Source organism: Comamonas sediminis (assembly GCF_041107495.1).
Lineage (GTDB): Bacteria > Pseudomonadota > Gammaproteobacteria > Burkholderiales > Burkholderiaceae_C > Comamonas > Comamonas sediminis.
Window position 1 is genome coordinate 21,432 of record NZ_JBGBDC010000011.1, and the last position, 15,964, is coordinate 37,395.

Genomic DNA, 15,964 nt, shown 5'->3' on the forward strand with positions numbered 1-15,964 from the left:
CGGTCAATATAGCAGCGGCGCCTGGCGCACCAGGGCCGCGCTGCCCAGGCCACCGGCACCGGCGGTGGCAGAAAGCCCGAGGGCGGCAGATGTGCCCGCCGTTGCCTGCAAATCAGCCAATACGCGGACCAACGCGACAGCGGCCGATGCCCCAATCGGGTGGCCGCGTGCAATGCCGCCGCCATGGCGGTTCAGGAGGCTGGCATCCGCATCCTGGCCTTGCAGCAGCGCTTGCCATTGCAGTCCTTGCACCGCAAAGGCGTCATGCAACTCGATGGCAGCCAGCTGCGGCCAGGGCACTCCCTGGTGCTGCAGCAAGGCCTGCGCAGCGTCAAAAGCCAGCACCAAGGGCATCGCAGGGGAGCCGCCCTGCGACCGGTGGCCCAGCCATTGCGCGCTGGGCTGCACGCGCCAGCGGCGGCAGGCCGCTTCGCTGACCAGCAGCACCAGCGCCGCTGCGTCGGCCTTGGGGGAGATGGCGACGGTGCTGACGGCATGCGCGCGGCGCGCCTCATCGGCCATGCCGGCATCGGTCTGCGCTACCACCGGCATGCGGTCCAGCTGGCGCTGGCTCAAGGCGCGCGGAAAGGGGTCTTGCACGACACCCGCCACGGGAATGATCTCTTGCGCCATCACCGCAGCGCTGGCCAGCGCGCGTGCATGGCTGGCAGCCGCATAACTGTCTTGAACGGCGCGGCCGTACCCGGCGCTGGCGGCATAGCGGGCGGCGGCCAGCAGCAAATCCGGGTCGTCATGCGGCGGCGGGGCAAACGGCGGGCGCTCATAAGGCACGGCGCTGTCACCGGTATGCAAGGGGCGGGTCGCGCGAATGGGGGCACGGCTCCAGGCCTCAGCACCGCCGGCCACCACCACCTCGGCCTGGCCGCTGGCGACCAGGCTGGCGCCCAGCGCGATGGCGTCGAGCCCGGCGCAGCACTGTGTATCGACCGAGTAGGCGGCGCAGTGCAGCGGCAGCTGGCCCGCCAGCGCCAGCATGCGTGCCGGGTTGCCGCCAGCACCCAAGGCATTGCCCAGCACGACGGCATCCACAGCATCTGCCGTCAGCCCGGCGCGTTGCAGCAGGCCTTGCAGCACAGGCGCGGCAATCTCATGCGTGTGCAGATGCTTGAACGCGCCGCCCACTGGCACCACGGCGCTGCGCGCATGGCTGGCGATAAAGACGGGTGGGATGGGCATGGTGGCGCGCGCGATCAAGCCGTTTTGTCCGCACTGGGCAGTGCTGCTGCCAGCCATTGTGCAAGCATGGGGTGGTCCGTCTTGCCGCTGGCCGTCTGGGGCCAGGGCGCGGCGCTGAACCAGCGGCGTGGGCACTTGTGCGCTTCCAGCCGGCTGCGGCACCACTCGGCCAGCTCGCGGGCCAGCGCGGCATCGGCCAGCGGCTGCAATGGCGCCTGCGCAGGCAATGTGGGAGTATCGTCACGCAATTGCAGCGCCACCCAGACCTGCTTGCCGCGCAGCGCATCATCGACGCCATGCACCGATGCCGCAGCCACGCGCGGGTGCTCGCAGAGCACCGCCTCCACCTCTTCGGGGAACAGGTTCTTTCCCTGGGTGACGATCATGCGCTTCTCGCGCCCCACCAGGGTCAGCATGCCTTGCGCATCGAGGCTGCCCATGTCGCGTACGCTGAGCCATTCGCCATCGCGCAGTGCAGCCGTCGCATCCGCCTGCGCGCCCACATAGTCGGTAAACAGCATGGGGCTGTGCAGCCAGATGGTGCCCACCTCACCGTGGGGCAGCGGCTGCAGCTTGGCATCGCGGATCTGCAACTGCACATTGCTGAAGGGCCGGCCCACCACTTGCGGTGCGGTGTCCGCGTGGGCGTCCATCCAGGCGATAAAGCTCGCCTCGGAGGCGCCATAAAACTCCACAATCCGGGCGCTCGGGAACAGCGCCCGCAGCGCCGGCGTGTGCTGGCGCATCCAGCGCGCACCGCTGATCATCAGCAGCGCCAGCGAGGTGATCGGCGCCAGCGCGCGGCGCTCGGCCAGTTGCAGCATCACAAGCAACTGGCTGGGCACGGCGACGAGGCAGGGCGTCGCCTGCTGGCGCAACGTGGCCAGGCACTGGCTGGCAGAAAAGCGCGGTTGCAGCTGCGTGCCGCCACCCGTCCAGATGCCTTGCAGCGCACCAAACAAAAACAGCGAATGCGACAGGCTGCCTGGCGCCATCACGCAGCCGTTCGCGGCCTGGCCAAAGCTGTCCACGCAGACGCGAAAGCTCTCGCTCCAGGACTGGTGGTGGCGCCTGAAGCCCTTGGGCAGGCCCGTGCTGCCCGAGGTAAAGCCAATGTAGAACGGCTGCAGCGCGGCATCGCGATGGTCGTCACTGCGGGGCGCGGCGGCCAGCGCATCGATCCATTGCTGCGCCTGCGCTTGCTGTGCGGGTGACCAGGCCCTGTCGCCCAGCGCCGCGCAGCGGCCGCTGGCATTGGTGGCCAAAAAGTCGGTGATCAGCGCTGCCGGCGGCTGGCTGGCATCCAGCAGGCGGGTGTGGGGGGCATTCTGGGCCTCCAGGGCCTGGGCGTGTTGCTGCACGGCGGCATGCAGATCGGCAAAGCCAATGCGTTGCTGGCCGTCATCGATGGCGATGGCTCCGGGCCGCTGCTGCGCCCAGTGGGCCAGCGGGCCATGCACCAGGCGTTGCCAGCCGGCCAGCGGGGCCGATGGCGCTTGCGAGCCGCTCACAGGCGGCGCCCGCCAAAGCGCCAGTCGGGCAGGCCGCGCGCCACCGTGTGCACCATCAGTGCCACCAGCACGCACTTGACCAGATCCCCCGGCACAAACACCAGGGTGCCTACTGCCGCCTGCACAAAGCTCAGCTTGGCCAGCAGCATCAGGCCCAGCACCCCGAACACATGGACGACCACAATTCCGCCCAGCACCGAGGCCACAAAGGCACAAGTGGCCAGCCGCATGGGCGATGACGGGCCGGTGCCGGCCAAGCTGCGCATCACCAGCCCGGCAACTGCAGCGGCCAGCGGGTAGGAGAGGAGATAGCCTGCAGAAGGCAGGAAAAACACGCCCATGCCGCCCCGGCCGCCCGACAGCAGCGGCAGGCCCAGCGCGACCGCCGCGAGAAACAGCAAAAGGGCCTGGAAGCCCATCGCGGCTCCCAGCATGCAGCCGGCCAGCATCACGCCCATCGTCTGCGCGGTAATCGGCACGCCCAACGGCAGATCGATTTTGGGAATCAGGCCAAAAGCGGCCATCAGCGCGGCAAACAGCGCCACCAGGGCTATGCGCTGAGCGCGGGTTTCGGGGCGGTGCTCGGAGGTCATAGGCATGTCCGTGTCTTTCAAAAAAGGGGATGAGGGCGCAGCGCTGCTAGAGCTTGAGACGAATGGCCAGCGCATCGGCCACCTTGCGGGCGGTGATGAGCATATGAATGGTGAGAGGTGCCAGCAAACGCCAGCCGCCCGCGCGGCCGGTGCGCACGCGGTAGGCATCGGCCAGGCGCTGCCACTGCACAAAAAACTGCTCGGCAAAGCGCAGCATCAGCCCCAGTTGCAAGGCCAGGCGCTCCACCGGTACGCCCAGGCGGGCGAGCGGCGACAGCAGCCATTCGGCCACACCCAGCAGATCGCCAAAACGGGTGGTCGCCGTCAGCATCGCGCCCAGCATCGTCGTGCTGACCAGGCGCAGGCCGCTGGCCAGGCCCAGCCAGGGCTGTCCGGTCGCCGCATGCAGGCCGCCCACCAGCGCGGACGCCATAACGGCCACCACTACCAGCCGGCGCGTGGGGCGGGAGGCTGCGCCCAGGCTGGCGTACAACAAGACAATCGCCGCAAAGGCCAGCGCTTGCAGGCGCAGATCACTGAGCGCCAACAGGGCGATGCTGCTCAAGGCCAGCAGCAGGAGCTTGAGCCCGGCAGGCAGCCGGTGCATCCAGCTGGGGATGTCGCTGTAGAGCGTGCCCATCACTGCGCCCCTGGTCGGGTGTGGGCAGCGTCTGCTGTTGCCGCTGCTGCATCCAGGGGCTGGCCCATGCGTGCCTGCACGTCGGCCTCATAAGCCGCGCAAACATCGGCCCCCGGCCCATCGCCGCGCACTTGGCCATGGTCCAGCCACAGCACGCGCTCAAAGTGGCGCACATGGTCCAGCACATGGGTGGAGATGATGACCTGGGCGGGTGCAGCATCCAGCTCACGCGACAGGCGTGCCTGGCCAGGCAGATCCAGGCTGGCAAAAGGCTCGTCGAGCAGCATCACCTGCGGAGCCGCCATCAGCATGGCCAAAAAACAAACCTGCTGGCGCTGGCCCTGGCTCAGGCCACTGACGGCGCGCGGCGCCCAGTCTGCCAGGCCCCGCGCAGCCAAAAAATCCCGTGCCTGCACGATGGCTGCCTTGCGGGATACGCCCCGGTATTGCAGGCTCAGGCCCAGCTCCTCCTCCACGGTCGGGAAGATGATCTGGTCATCGGGGTTCTGGAACATCAGGCCGACAACGCCGGGCAGTTGCTCGCGCTGGCGTTGCACATCGCATCCTGCGACCTGCACGCTGCCCTGGTAGGCATGCTCCAGCCCGCACAGCAGCCGGAACAGGCTGGTCTTGCCAGCACCGTTGTCACCGATCAGCCCGATGCGCCGCTCGGTCACCTGCAGGTTGAGGCCCTGAAACACCGTCTGTGCACCGCGCTTGAGGTGCACATCGCTCAGGCGGATGTCTGCCACGGAAACGGTGTGGGCCAAGGAGGGTGTCATGTCAGCATTGCAAGGCAGGGCGCAAGCCGCTGCCGCTGGTTTCAAAAAATACACGTGCTCGCCTTCGCGATGGGCGGTAGGGGTGGCAGGTTTGGTACCCCATCGCCTGTGCCGGTGGTGGCCGCGCGGCGGGTGGGCGGGTCTGCCTGTCACGGGTAGCAAAGCCCATACGGACGCGGCTTGCGGGCGTCCTGCAGAGCGGTGCCGTATTGTCGCACCAAGCGCAGGCCCGGTGCAGGGGGGCAGAGGGGCGCAGCCGGTGACCGCTGCCGTGGTTTGGGCCCGTGTTTTGCACGTGGTTGCCAGATGTTGAGGCACAGATGTCGGCAAGTTCGCCTAACCATGCGGCAACATGCTGGCTCTGGCGACCACCACGCATGCCGACAGGCAGACGCCCGATATCAAAAAAGATAGCACCGGATGAGATGGACAAAGGGCTTGTGTAGATCTGCCTTCTGGAGCGCAGATCGACTCCCAAAAAGTGCCAAGCTGCTTGTGGGGTTATCAGCCCGTTTCCGAGGCGCCGTGTTCAAGAAATCGCTGTACAAGCACAGAACTTTTCTGACAGACACCGGGGAATCCCCATGGTGCAATAGAGACATTCCACAGTTCCCATCCCATGTCGGGGTGGCAGAGGCCTCTGTTCAGCAGTACCCGTCTCGGTGGAAAGGAGGTTCACCATGTTTCACCACCACAGCCATTGGTTAGATGCAGCCTCTTTTATTGCCTTGGTGCTGGCCGTATTGCTGGCATTCATGTTGACGATCTGGCCCGTCACCACGGCGGCGGCCGCAGACTCTCTGGCGCATATGCTGCAAGGCATGATCCAGGTCTGGGACCGCCCCTGAATTCTTAAGCGCTCCGGTCGATGCCTGATGGCACCGGCCGTTTCATGACGAGCCGCCTGTTTTCGCGACAGGCGGCTTTTTGCTGGATGCTTCTGAGACATTAGCTCTATATATGCGTTTGGAATGAGCTGATTTCGATAATTTCTGAGTGAAAGGTAGTATGCAGGTTCATACTCGCTGCTTTGCTGCGGTACCGAGAAAACGTTGAAATGTTTTGTCGGGTCAGCAGCTGTTTTCTGATTGCTCGGAGTTTCTGATGTCCGCTCGTTTTTCCTACGCCGCTGGGCGCCGTGCCGTGATGGCTGGCGCTGCCCTTGCTCTGATCGCTGCTGTGTCTCTGCCTGCCATGGCCCAGGATGCGGCCAAAAAGAGCCTGAAGATTGGCGCCACCGCCGGCTCCAACTACGACCTGCTGCAAAAAGGCATCCTGCCGCAGCTGGAGAAGAAGGGCTACCAGATCAAGCTGATCGAGTTCAACGACTATGTGCAGCCCAACCTGGCGCTGTCCGATGGCTCGCTGGACGCAAACTTCTTCCAGCACCGCGCCTACTTTGACCAGTTCACCACCGACCGCAAACTGGCGCTGACGGCCATCGTGCAAGGCCCGGTGGCACCGATGGGCGTGTACAGCAAAAAGCACAAGACCCTGGCTGATATCGAGAATGGCGCCAAGGTGGCCTTGCCCAATGACCCGAGCAACCTGGCGCGTGCACTGCTAGTGCTGCAGCAGGCAGGCCTGGTCAAGGTGAAGGAGGGTGTGAACCCGGCCCGCATCTCCGAGCTGGACCTGGCCGCGAACCCGCACAAGCTCAAGTTTTTGGCGCTGGATGCGGCCCAATTGCCGCGCGTGCTGGAAGACGCCGATTACGTGGTCGTCAACGGCAACTTTGCCGTCTCTTCGGGCCTGAAGCTGAGCGAAGCCGTGGTGCTGGAAAACACGCCCGACCAGTACCTGAACGTGGTCGCCGTCAAGACCGGCAACGAAAAGAGCGCTTGGGCCCAGGACCTGGCTGCCGCCTACCGCTCGCCCGAGTTCAAAGCCGTGGTGGACAGCCAGTTCCCCGGCTACGCCAAGCCTGCTTTCCTGAAGTGAAGCGTTGCGCCCGTTGCGCCCGGCGCGCCGGGCGCAGTCAGTGCATCCGCGCCTGCACCTCGGCTTCCAGATGCTGCAGCGCGCGCAGCTCCATCTGCTGCAGCTGCAGGCGCTGTGCCGCCGGCAGCTCGCCCAGCATCGATGCCGCCCCCAAGTCGCTCAGCACCGCATCGCCGGTGGCTGGGTTCCACAAGATATTGTGGGCATATACATCCCCATGCAACATGCCGTGGCCATGCAGATGCGCTACGGCACTGCGCACCTGTGCCAGCAGGCGCTGCGCGCCAGCCGCAGAAAACCGGGCACCATCGGCATAGACATCACGTGTGCACCTGGCCAGGCTGGGCGGGCCGGCCAGCGGCTGCAGGCCGGGCGGCAGCAATGGCAATACCATCGCCAGTTCTTGTGAGCTGGCATGCACATCCGCCTGCAAAACCGCCAGCGGTGTCAGCAAATGTGGGTGCTGTCCCGCTGCCAGACCCGCCGCCATTTCTGATTGCGGCGTGCCGTCGCTGGTCTGCCCCGCCTTGAACACTTTAAGCGCTACATCGGGCCCACCATCCACAGCGCTGGCGCGGTAGATGTGGCCGCTGGCGCCGTGGCCCAGCAGCTCCTGCCGCTGTAGATCGTCACCGCGCCAAGCCGCTGCCGCGTTGGCCTGCAGCACCTGCTGCTCACTGTGCAAGGTCATCGGGTTGCCGGCCATCGCCAGCCAGGCCAGCGCTGGCATGGCCAGCACTTCGGGCGGCAGGGCGGCAAAGCGGTTGCCGGCCAGGCGCAGCAGCTCCAGCCGGGGGCTGTGGGCCAGGCCGCTTGGCAGGCTCTGCAGCTGGTTGCAGGCCAACATCAGCTTTTGCAGGCGGGGGCGCTCGCCCAGGGTATCGGGCAACTCCGTGATCTGGTTGTCGGTCAGGATCAGCCAGCGCAACTGCGGCGGCAGGCTGTCGGCCGTCACCGTGCGGATCTGGCAGGCTTTGAAGCCCACCATCTCCAGCCGGGGCATGCGGCCCAGCACGCGCGGCAGTTCAGTGAACGGGTTGTTCGACACAAACAGCACCCGCAACTGGCTAAAACGGGTCAGGTCATCGGGCAGGCTGGAGAGCTGGTTGCCGCTGAGGTCGAGCATTTCGAGGGTGTCTGCGAGCGCAAAAAGCTCGCGTGGAAACTCACGCAGATCCGCAGCCAGCTTGATCTGGCGGGCGCCGCGCAGCGCACCGCTGTGCAGCTGCTCTTGAAGGGCTTGAAGGCTTTGCATGGCTGCACAGTGTAGGTGCTGGCAGCGCATGCCCGCCCCAGATCTGGTGTGATCTGGGGACCGCAATGATCAGTCGGCCCGCTCAATGCGGGTGATCATCAGGCTGCCGCCTTCATCCTGCACATGAAAGCGCACCTTGTCGCCCGCGTTGAACTGCGCTATTTGCGTGGCGTCCTTTAACCCGAACACCATGGTCATCGGCGGCATGTCCAGGTTCTTGATCTCTTCATGGCGAATGGTCAGCTTGCTGGCGCGCTTGTCCACGCGGGTGATCTCGCCTGCGGTCATCACCGCATCGGCGGCTGTGGCTGCCATGGGTGAGGATGCCGGTGCTGCGGCCGCAGCCGGTGCAGCCCCGCCATGGCTGGCGTGGTCGGCGTGGTTCTGGGCCAGAGCCGGGCTCAGCAGGCTGCAAGCCAGGGTCAACGCGGCCAGGGTGGTGGTGGTGTGGTTCATGTCATGCTCCAAATGTCAATGCAAAAAGATCCGCGCGCTCAGTCGCGGTAGGCGCTGAAAACGCGGGTGGTGACGTCGCTGCCCGCGCCAGTCCTGGTGACCAGCAGCACATCGAACGGGTCTTTGCGGCCGCCGTAGGCCGGGCCGTCCATGCCGGGGCTGCCGATGAGCATGCCGGGCACCGCAATGCCCAGCGCCTTGGGCTTTTGCTGCAGCAGCTTGCGCACATCGGCAGGTGGTACATGGCCTTCCACCAGGTAACCGCCTACCAGCGCGGTGTGGCAGGAGCCCAGCCGTGCAGGCAGGCCCAGCTGGGCGCGCACGGCGTTGTTGCCGCTGTCGTGGACTTTGGCGCTAAAGCCGCCTTGTTCCATCAGCGCGATCCAGTCCTTGCAGCAGCCGCAGTTCGGGTCTTTCCAGACTTCGATGGGGGTGGGTGCTGGCTGGGCCGCCAGCGCGGCTTGGCCGGTGGCTGCGGCAGTGGCCAGACCGGCTGCCAGCATCTGCAGGGTGCGGCGGCGGTTATAGGCATGGGGGTTGCGCATGGTGGGCTCCTGGCTGTGGTTCATCGTCATTCCGTTACCGTGAAGGTGCCCGTCATCCCCGCCTGGTAGTGGCCGGGGATCAGGCAGGCAAAGTCAAAACTGCCGGCGCGGTTGAAGTGCCAGACCAGGTCCTCGCTTTTTTGCGGCGCCACATGGGCCATGTAGGGCTCGGCATGCTCCATGCCGGGGTACTTCAGCATCATTTGCGCGTGCTGCGCGAGCGAGGCCTTGGTGCCCAGCACCACTTCGTGCATCACCTGGCCCTTGTTGATGACGCGCAGGCGCAGGGTTTCGCCCTTTTTGACGCTGAAGTGCGCGGGCGAGAAGCGCATGTCATCACCCATGTTCAGGTCGATGCTGCGGCTGGCCTGCCTGGCATCGCCGGCAATGCCCCAGTCCATTTGCACTGGGGGTGCGGGGCGAGATGCTGCCTCTGTGGGTGCAGTGGCGTGGCTTTCATTGCCGTGTGCAAAGGCGGTGCTGGCGCTGGCCAGCAGGGTGCATGCCAGCAGGTGGGAAATAGTTTTCATAGGGTCACTCCGGGGTTCAGTGGTTGGCATGGCCGCTGCCAGCGGCGGGCTTGTGGACGCTGGGCGCACCGGGCGCCGTGCCGGGCAGGGTCTGGCGTGGCGCCTGCGCGTCCAGCGGCGCGCCTTGCCATTCATAGGCCACGGTGCCTGGAGGCTGCGCGTACCAGCCAGGGTCGCGGTAGTCCTGCGCTGGCAGGCCTTTGCGCACCTTGAAGGTGGTGAACATGCCGCCCATCTCGATATTGCCGAACGGGCCCTTGCCGGTCATCATCGGGAAGGTGTTGTCGGGCAGCGGCATCTGCATGGCCCCCATATCGCCCATGCCGCGCTCGCCCATCAGCATGTAGTCGGGCACGATCTTCTGGATCTTGCCGACCAGGCCTTGGTGGTCCACGCCGATCATCGTTGGCACATCGTGGCCCATCGCACCCATGGTGTGGTGGCTCTTGTGGCAGTGAAAGGCCCAGTCGCCGGGCTCGTCGGCGATCAGCTCGATCTGGCGCATCTGGCCCACGGCCACATCGGTGGTCACCTCGGGCCAGCGCGCGCTGCGCGGCAGCGGGCCGCCATCGGTGCCGGTCACCTCAAACTCATGGCCATGGATATGGATCGGGTGGTTGGTCATCGTGAGGTTGCCCACGCGGATGCGCACGCGCTCGCCCAGGCCGGCCACCAGTGGCGTGATGGCGGGAAAGGCGCGGCTGTTGAAGGTCCAGATGTTGAAGTCCGTCATCTCGGCCACGCGGGGTGTCATCGCGCCGGGTTCCACCGCATAGGCGCTGAGCAGGAAGGCGTAGTCGCGCGCCACATCGGCAATCTGCGGGTGGCGGCCCTTGGGGTGGGTGATCCACAGGCCCATCATGCCCATGGCCATCTGCACCATCTCGTCCGAATGCGGGTGGTACATGAAGGTGCCGGGGCGGCGCGCATCGAACTCATAGACAAAGGTCTTGCCAGGCGGGATGTGGGGCTGGTTGAGCCCGCCCACGCCGTCCATGCCATTGGGCAGGCGCTGGCCATGCCAGTGCACGGTCGTGGCTTCGGGCAGGCGGTTGGTGACGAAGATGCGCACCCGGTCACCTTCGACCACCTCGATCGTGGGGCCGGGTGACTGGCCGTTGTAGCCCCACATGTTGACAAAAAAGCCCGGTGCCACCTCGCGCACCACGGCCTCGGCCACCAGGTGGAACTCCTTGACACCAGCGTTCATGCGCCAGGGCAGCGTCCAGCCGTTGAGGGTGACCACCGGCTGATAAGGCCGGCCATTGGGCGGCGCCAGCGGCGCGGCGGTATCAGCGCTGGTCTGGATGACGGGCTCGGGCAGGGCAGCCATGGCTACCGGGCTGACGGCGGCAGCCGCCACGGCCGAGGCGGCGCCGGAGAAGAATTGACGGCGTTGCATATCAGTGGCCTTGGGGTTCGGTTGCGGGAGCGGCAGGTGCTGCAGTGTTGCGGGCAGCGCGCGCATTGGCGCCTGCCGCTTGCGGCGATGTGCCGCTGAGCGCCAGTTGCAGATCGGTCTCGGCGAGCCAGAAGTCGCGCTGCGCCTCGGTCGCCGTCAGTACCGCCTGCGTGGTGCTGCGGGCCTGGGCCAGCAGCTGCCAGACGCTGACAAACATGCCGTTGTAGCGGTAGATGGTTTCTTCCTGCACCAGTTGGGCCAGGGGCAGCACTTCGGTCTGCTGCTGGTGGGCCAGATCCCAGGCAGTACGGTAGGCGCGCCAGCTGCTGCGGGCCTCGCTGCGCGCCCGGATGGCGCTTTCACGCAGCTGCGCCGCATTGGCCTGCACCTGGTGGCGCGCCATGCTGCTGGCGGCAGACCCCCAGTCGAACAGCGGCAACGGCACATCCAGCTCCCAGCCCCGCGTGCGGTCCTGATGGCCGCTGTCCCGCTCGGTGCTGGTGGTGCGGCTGTAGGTGGCGCCAATATCGCCAAACACCGCGCCGAGGGTGGCCCAACCCTGGCGGTCGGCGCTGACCTCCAGGTTGCGGCGCAGCGCGCCCAGGTCCAGGCGCTCGCGCAGCGCCGTGGCCTCGGCATCGTCACCGCTGCGCAGCTCGCTGGCCGCTTTGGGCAATGGTGGCAGCGCCTGGGGCAGCACAAAATCCAGCTGCGGGCCCCACAGGCCCATGCGCTGGGCCAGTTGCTCACGCGCCTGTTGCGCGGCCAGCGCGGCCCGCGCCAGTTGCGCAGCGGCTTGCTGCTGCTGGGCCAGCTCGCGTGCCTGGTCCAGTTTGCTGAAATTGCCCACCGCCGCCATGCGCCGGGCCAGCTCGCCGCCCAGTGCGGCTGCCTCATGCATGCGGGTATGGGCAGCCAGAGCCTGCTCGGCGGCCACGGCGTTGAGCCAGGCGCGGCGCGTGTCGGCCGCAAGCAGCAAGGTTTGCTGCGCCGCTTCCAACGTGGCCTGCTCCATCTGCCAGCCTTGCCAGCGGCTGCGCCAGGGCAGGGTCAGCAGATCGACCAGGCCAAAGCCCAGCTTGCGTTCAAGCTCCCGCTCATGGCCATTGCGAAACCAGCCCAAGGTCAGACTGGGGTTGGGCAGGGTGATGGCCTGCACGCGCTGGGCATCGGCAATGCCCAGTTGCGCCAGCTGTGCCTGCAGACCGGGATTGTTCAGCAGCGCGATGCGCACGGCGGTGTCCGCATCGACCGGTTGCTGCAGCCAGGCGTCGATCTGCATCTGCGCCGATTGCTGGCCCTGTGCATCGGGGGCGGGCAGTTGGGCATGGTCGGGCAGGCGCCCTTGCAGCCGCTGGGCAACATCGCTGCGCAGCCCATCGGGCGAGACGCTGGCGCAGCCGGCCAGCAGCAGCGCGGCGGCGAGGGTGGAAAGGCGAAGGCTCAGACGCTTCATCGCGGGCCTCCTTCGCCGTGCTGGCCATGGGCGCTGTGTTCGCCATGCGCGCCATGGCCGGGCAGCGCCGTTGAGCCGGCCGGTATGGCCTGGGCGGCGCCCGGGGTGGCCTGGGATTTTTCCCAGGCGACAACATCGGCATGGCCGCGTGCAAACGCGCCTACGGCCGCATTGGCCTGGCGCCAATCACTGGGCGCATTGACGATGCTGCCGCCGCTGGCGAGCGGCCGGTGCTCGAGCGCCGATGTGGGCGCGTTGGGGTCGGCGGGGGCCGGAGCCACCGTTTGGGCAGATAGCCAGCTGGTGACAGCCAGCCCGCCCGCGCCGGCAAGCCAGCGCAAGACATGCGCAGTGCGCATAGGGTTCTCCTGAAAGCGTGGTCAAAGCAGACGCCTGCACGGCAGCTGCCATGCGGACGCACCTCGGGTGTCAGCGATCAGGAAATGGGTGGTTTGGAGACTTGGGCGAGCAGCGCGCTGGCAAAGGGCGCGCTGCCGCTGGCGCGGGCCAGCAAAGAGGCGGGAAGGGCAGCAAAGCCCGCTTCGTTGAACAGGTCCACCGCCGAGTGGCAGATGCCACAGGCCGAGCAGCTGGCGCCGTGTTGGGCCGGGTCATGCTCGCTGTGTTGGCCATGGCTGTTGTGGTCACCATGGCCCGTGGCATCGATCCCGGTAGCGCAGTGGCGGGGGGTTTGGAGGGCATCTGCTGCGCCATGCTCGGCATGGTCCAGCATGCAGCTGGCGTGGTGTTCGGCCAGCGCCACAGGCATGACCGGTGCGACGATGCCCATGGCCATGGCGTCGCCCATGAGGCCGCGCAAGGCCAGCATCAGCATCAGCAACAGGGACAAACAGGCACGCATGGTGGGGTCAGACAGCGCAGGGTTCGGAAAGTTCCACAGCGGCTGAGTGTAGCGCAAGCTGCACGCCAGCGGTGGCAGCGGTGGCAGCGGTGCCAGCGGTGCCAGCGGTGCCAGCGGTGCCAGCGGTGCCAGCGGTGCGGGCAAAGCGTGGCCGGACGGCGGTGCCACTGCTCGGCCGCTCCAGCAGGCAGTCCTCAGGCCCGTACACGCAAGGCCTCGTCGAGCGCCGAGGTCAGCAGATCGGCATGCTCGGTCTCAAAGGGCAGTGGCGGGCGGATCTTGAGGGTATCGCCCAGCGGGCCGCTGGTGCTGATCAGCACGCCCGCCTGGCGCAGGTGGTTGACGACAGCGCTGGCCAGGCTGCCGCTTTGCAGCTGCACGCCCCAGTACAGGCCTTCGCCACGTATCTGCGTAATGCTGGCGTGCTGCGCCGCCAGCGACTGCAGTGCCTGCTGCAGATGGCCGCCCACGCGGCGCACATGGGCGGGTGCATCCATGCGCTCCAGCTCGTCGAGCACGGCCATCGCTACTGCGGCCGATACCGTGTTGCCGCCAAAGGTGTTGAAGTAGCGGCAGCGCTTGCCAAATACCTCCATCAGCGGTGTCTTCAATACCAGTGCGGCGATCGGGTGGCCATTGCCCATCGGTTTGCCCATGGTCACCATATCGGGCACCACCGATTCGCGGCCAAAGGCCCACCAGCGGCCTGTGCGGGCAAAGCCGCCTTGCACCTCATCGGCAATGAAAAGACCCCCACGTTTGCGCACCGCCTGGGCAGCGGCTTGCAGGATGGGCGCGGCATCGATGTGCACGCCATCGCTGGCAAACACGGTATCGAGCAGCAAGGCGCTGACCGGCGTGCCCCGCGCCTGCAGCGCGTCGGCGGCAGCATCCACGCGCTGGGCAAAGGCAGCGGCGGCGGCCTGCGCATCCATGCCCTGGAAGGCGGGCGGGTCGATGACTTGCACATGCGCTGCCGGCGGGCACAGGGACGGCGAGCACTGCGCCAGCGCCATGGTCACGCCGTGGTAGGCATGGCGGGTGATCACCAGGCCCTGGCGGCCGGTATATTCCTGCGCCACGCGCAAGGCCAGGTCATTGGCTTCGCTGCCGGTGCAGGTGAAGACGCTGGTGTCCAGCGCGGCCGGAAACAGCGCCCGCAGGCGCTCGGCCAGCTGCACCACGTTGTCATGCAGGTAGCGGGTATGCGTGTTGAGCAGCTGGCTTTGGGCGATGAGCGCCGCGTTGACCGCTGCGTTGGCATGGCCGACCACCGGCACATTGTTGTAGGCATCCAGGTAGCGGCGGCCCCCGGCATCGAACAGCCAGACGCCTTCGCCGCGCACCGGGTGCAGGGGCTCATCGTAGAACAGGCGGTAAGAGGGGCCGAGCGCGCTTTGGCGGCGCGCCAGCAGGCGCTGGTCGTCTGCGGAAAGGGTTGGCATGGCGTGGTGCTCCAAAAGTCGGGTCAGGCAGTGGCCGGAGTCGTTGCGCTGCTGGCTGCGCGCTCAGCGGCAGGGGCGGCATGGCGCTGCAGCCAGTCGCCAATCATGCGGCTGAACAAGGCCGTGGCGGTGGCCTGGCTGCGCAGGATATAGACGCGGTTGTCCGGGTAAAGGCGGGCGCGCCAGGCGGTGATCACCATGCGCTGTGTAAGCCGCGCCAGGATCAGATCGGGCAGCAGCGCTTGCTCGGCAGCCGTCAGCGGCAGCAGGCTTTCATAACCGGTCCGCATCGCCGCCAGCGCAGCTTCGGGCCTGTCCGTCAGCGGCATTTGGTACGAGGCGGCAATGGCCAGATCGGCCACGCGCGGGGCCAGCAGCATGTCGCCAAAATCCAGCACGCCGGCAATGCCCAGGCCATCGTCGCTGCTCAGCAGGTTGCTGGGGGAGAGGTCGTTGTGGATGGTCTGCATGGGCAACTGCGGGCGCAACTGTGCCAGCCGCTGCTCAAAGGCCGTCCAAAAAGCGGCAATCTGCGTGCGCAGTTGGGCGTCTTCTACCACCTCCAGCCAGGGGCGCAGCAGCGGCGCGCGGCGTGCATCCCATAAAAAAGGCCGCTCGGTGGCGGGGTGGTCAAAGTCTGCCATGGCCCCGTGCAACTGGGCAATCGCCCGGCCGCAGGCCTGCCAGGCGCTGGCATGGCGCTGCAGCTCGCTGCCCGCCTTGCCATCGAGATAGCTATAGCAGCGTACCCGCAACAGTTCACCGGTGGGGCTGCACCAGTCCAGCCAATCAGTGCTGGCGATGCTGCTGGCAGTGGCAGTGCGTCGCAGCGGGTAGTGCAATGGCACAGGCACGGCGCAGCGGCCTGCCAGGTGCTTGAGCACGGCGATCTGCATCTCCGTCTCCGCCAGTGATTCGGCCGTGCTGATGAATTTGAGGGTGACGGCGCAGCCATTGTCCGAGCGGATCACAAAGTTGCGGTCCCGCTCACCGGACAGGGCTTGTGCTTTGCCTTGAATGCCATAGGCCTCACAAGCGAGGGCCGCCGCCTGTTCTGCGCTGACTTGGGGCACCGCCGTCAGAAAGGCTTGGCTGGCTTGTGCTAATGCATCGGGTTCATCAGGCGGGGCGGAATTAGTAGCTGGCGGGGGGCGTTTCATGGCGGCGGCAGGTGGTGCGAGGCGGGAGGCTTTGGCAAAGAGGGTGCGGATGGCTTGCGGCCAGGTCAAAGCGGCAAGGTATTAATTTGATGTTTGATGCATCATAAATGGGATGGGTTGATTGGAACAGCAACCATGAAGGTAGGCATCCGGGTAAACCTGAGTGCGCGCATTTTTGCTTATGATGCA

General features: G+C 66.5%; 17 protein-coding genes. 2 read left to right on the top strand and 15 right to left on the bottom strand.

The window, feature by feature from the left end; all coding sequences use genetic code 11:
* Nucleotides 1-3 precede the first annotated feature (3 nt).
* Genes AB7A72_RS21610 through AB7A72_RS21630 form a run of 5 tightly spaced genes read right to left on the bottom strand, consistent with a single transcriptional unit; the run spans nt 4 to nt 4,723 of the window.
* The gene (locus AB7A72_RS21610; protein ID WP_369461116.1) at nt 4-1,197 is read right to left on the bottom strand and encodes a thiolase family protein; all 1,194 of its coding nucleotides are present in this window, start codon (nt 1,195-1,197) and stop codon (nt 4-6) included.
* Between the two features lie 14 nt (nt 1,198-1,211).
* Nucleotides 1,212-2,708 carry an AMP-binding protein gene (locus AB7A72_RS21615; RefSeq protein WP_369461117.1) on the bottom strand — a complete coding sequence of 499 codons (1,497 nt, stop codon included), beginning with the start codon at nt 2,706-2,708 and terminating at the stop codon, nt 1,212-1,214.
* Nucleotides 2,705-3,301 (bottom strand): biotin transporter BioY, encoded by a 597-nt coding sequence (locus AB7A72_RS21620; RefSeq protein ID WP_312530213.1) that lies wholly within the window; start codon nt 3,299-3,301, stop codon nt 2,705-2,707. The genes AB7A72_RS21615 and AB7A72_RS21620 overlap by 4 nt, the downstream gene beginning before the upstream one ends.
* A gap of 46 nt (nt 3,302-3,347) precedes the next feature.
* Nucleotides 3,348-3,941 (bottom strand): energy-coupling factor transporter transmembrane component T, encoded by a 594-nt coding sequence (locus tag AB7A72_RS21625; protein ID WP_239812374.1) that lies wholly within the window; start codon nt 3,939-3,941, stop codon nt 3,348-3,350.
* Complete coding sequence (locus AB7A72_RS21630; protein ID WP_369461118.1) at nt 3,941-4,723, bottom strand: energy-coupling factor ABC transporter ATP-binding protein; 783 nt, start codon at nt 4,721-4,723, stop codon at nt 3,941-3,943. Before AB7A72_RS21630 ends, AB7A72_RS21625 begins: the two co-directional genes overlap by 1 nt.
* A gap of 680 nt (nt 4,724-5,403) precedes the next feature.
* Between AB7A72_RS21630 and AB7A72_RS21635 the strand changes: the two genes are divergently transcribed.
* The gene (locus AB7A72_RS21635; protein WP_239812372.1) at nt 5,404-5,571 is read left to right on the top strand and encodes a hypothetical protein; all 168 of its coding nucleotides are present in this window, start codon (nt 5,404-5,406) and stop codon (nt 5,569-5,571) included.
* A 256-nt stretch (nt 5,572-5,827) separates the two neighbouring features.
* A complete protein-coding gene (locus AB7A72_RS21640; protein WP_369461119.1) occupies nt 5,828-6,664 on the top strand; it encodes a MetQ/NlpA family ABC transporter substrate-binding protein in 837 nt (278 codons plus the stop codon).
* A gap of 37 nt (nt 6,665-6,701) precedes the next feature.
* Here AB7A72_RS21640 and AB7A72_RS21645 read toward each other — a convergent pair whose 3' ends face one another.
* From AB7A72_RS21645 to AB7A72_RS21690, 10 genes are all read right to left on the bottom strand, one after another.
* Nucleotides 6,702-7,919: a leucine-rich repeat-containing protein kinase family protein gene (locus tag AB7A72_RS21645; protein ID WP_369461120.1), complete on the bottom strand. Its 1,218-nt coding sequence runs from the start codon at nt 7,917-7,919 to the stop codon at nt 6,702-6,704.
* A gap of 69 nt (nt 7,920-7,988) precedes the next feature.
* A complete protein-coding gene (locus AB7A72_RS21650) occupies nt 7,989-8,375 on the bottom strand; it encodes a copper-binding protein (protein WP_369461121.1) in 387 nt (128 codons plus the stop codon).
* A gap of 38 nt (nt 8,376-8,413) precedes the next feature.
* Nucleotides 8,414-8,920, bottom strand: a complete 507-nt coding sequence (locus tag AB7A72_RS21655; RefSeq protein ID WP_369461122.1) for a DUF411 domain-containing protein — start codon at nt 8,918-8,920, stop codon at nt 8,414-8,416.
* Nucleotides 8,921-8,946: 26 nt separating this feature from the next.
* Nucleotides 8,947-9,450 carry a cupredoxin domain-containing protein gene (locus AB7A72_RS21660; protein ID WP_369461123.1) on the bottom strand — a complete coding sequence of 168 codons (504 nt, stop codon included), beginning with the start codon at nt 9,448-9,450 and terminating at the stop codon, nt 8,947-8,949.
* Nucleotides 9,451-9,466: 16 nt separating this feature from the next.
* Nucleotides 9,467-10,852 (bottom strand): multicopper oxidase family protein, encoded by a 1,386-nt coding sequence (locus tag AB7A72_RS21665; protein ID WP_369461124.1) that lies wholly within the window; start codon nt 10,850-10,852, stop codon nt 9,467-9,469.
* Between the two features lies 1 nt (nt 10,853).
* On the bottom strand, nt 10,854-12,308 hold the full coding sequence (locus tag AB7A72_RS21670) for a TolC family protein (RefSeq protein ID WP_369461125.1): 1,455 nt from the start codon (nt 12,306-12,308) through the stop codon (nt 10,854-10,856).
* Nucleotides 12,305-12,667: a hypothetical protein gene (locus tag AB7A72_RS21675; protein ID WP_369461126.1), complete on the bottom strand. Its 363-nt coding sequence runs from the start codon at nt 12,665-12,667 to the stop codon at nt 12,305-12,307. Before AB7A72_RS21675 ends, AB7A72_RS21670 begins: the two co-directional genes overlap by 4 nt.
* 77 nt (nt 12,668-12,744) lie before the next feature.
* Nucleotides 12,745-13,338: a hypothetical protein gene (locus AB7A72_RS21680; RefSeq protein ID WP_369461127.1), complete on the bottom strand. Its 594-nt coding sequence runs from the start codon at nt 13,336-13,338 to the stop codon at nt 12,745-12,747.
* Between the two features lie 26 nt (nt 13,339-13,364).
* Nucleotides 13,365-14,615 carry an aspartate aminotransferase family protein gene (locus AB7A72_RS21685; RefSeq protein ID WP_369461128.1) on the bottom strand — a complete coding sequence of 417 codons (1,251 nt, stop codon included), beginning with the start codon at nt 14,613-14,615 and terminating at the stop codon, nt 13,365-13,367.
* A gap of 23 nt (nt 14,616-14,638) precedes the next feature.
* Nucleotides 14,639-15,775 carry a phosphotransferase gene (locus AB7A72_RS21690; protein WP_369461129.1) on the bottom strand — a complete coding sequence of 379 codons (1,137 nt, stop codon included), beginning with the start codon at nt 15,773-15,775 and terminating at the stop codon, nt 14,639-14,641.
* Nucleotides 15,776-15,964 lie beyond the last annotated feature (189 nt).

Coding starts and splice junctions, on each gene's coding strand:
- AB7A72_RS21665 (WP_369461124.1), bottom strand. CDS start 10,852: ATGCAACGCCGTCAATTCTTCTCCGGCGCCGCCTCGGCCGTGGCGGCT.
- AB7A72_RS21675 (WP_369461126.1), bottom strand. CDS start 12,667: ATGCGCACTGCGCATGTCTTGCGCTGGCTTGCCGGCGCGGGCGGGCTG.
- AB7A72_RS21660 (WP_369461123.1), bottom strand. CDS start 9,450: ATGAAAACTATTTCCCACCTGCTGGCATGCACCCTGCTGGCCAGCGCC.
- AB7A72_RS21645 (WP_369461120.1), bottom strand. CDS start 7,919: ATGCAAAGCCTTCAAGCCCTTCAAGAGCAGCTGCACAGCGGTGCGCTG.
- AB7A72_RS21655 (WP_369461122.1), bottom strand. CDS start 8,920: ATGCGCAACCCCCATGCCTATAACCGCCGCCGCACCCTGCAGATGCTG.
- AB7A72_RS21620 (WP_312530213.1), bottom strand. CDS start 3,301: ATGACCTCCGAGCACCGCCCCGAAACCCGCGCTCAGCGCATAGCCCTG.
- AB7A72_RS21685 (WP_369461128.1), bottom strand. CDS start 14,615: ATGCCAACCCTTTCCGCAGACGACCAGCGCCTGCTGGCGCGCCGCCAA.
- AB7A72_RS21635 (WP_239812372.1), top strand. CDS start 5,404: ATGTTTCACCACCACAGCCATTGGTTAGATGCAGCCTCTTTTATTGCC.
- AB7A72_RS21610 (WP_369461116.1), bottom strand. CDS start 1,197: ATGCCCATCCCACCCGTCTTTATCGCCAGCCATGCGCGCAGCGCCGTG.
- AB7A72_RS21670 (WP_369461125.1), bottom strand. CDS start 12,308: ATGAAGCGTCTGAGCCTTCGCCTTTCCACCCTCGCCGCCGCGCTGCTG.
- AB7A72_RS21650 (WP_369461121.1), bottom strand. CDS start 8,375: ATGAACCACACCACCACCACCCTGGCCGCGTTGACCCTGGCTTGCAGC.
- AB7A72_RS21690 (WP_369461129.1), bottom strand. CDS start 15,775: ATGAAACGCCCCCCGCCAGCTACTAATTCCGCCCCGCCTGATGAACCC.
- AB7A72_RS21640 (WP_369461119.1), top strand. CDS start 5,828: ATGTCCGCTCGTTTTTCCTACGCCGCTGGGCGCCGTGCCGTGATGGCT.
- AB7A72_RS21630 (WP_369461118.1), bottom strand. CDS start 4,723: ATGACACCCTCCTTGGCCCACACCGTTTCCGTGGCAGACATCCGCCTG.
- AB7A72_RS21625 (WP_239812374.1), bottom strand. CDS start 3,941: ATGGGCACGCTCTACAGCGACATCCCCAGCTGGATGCACCGGCTGCCT.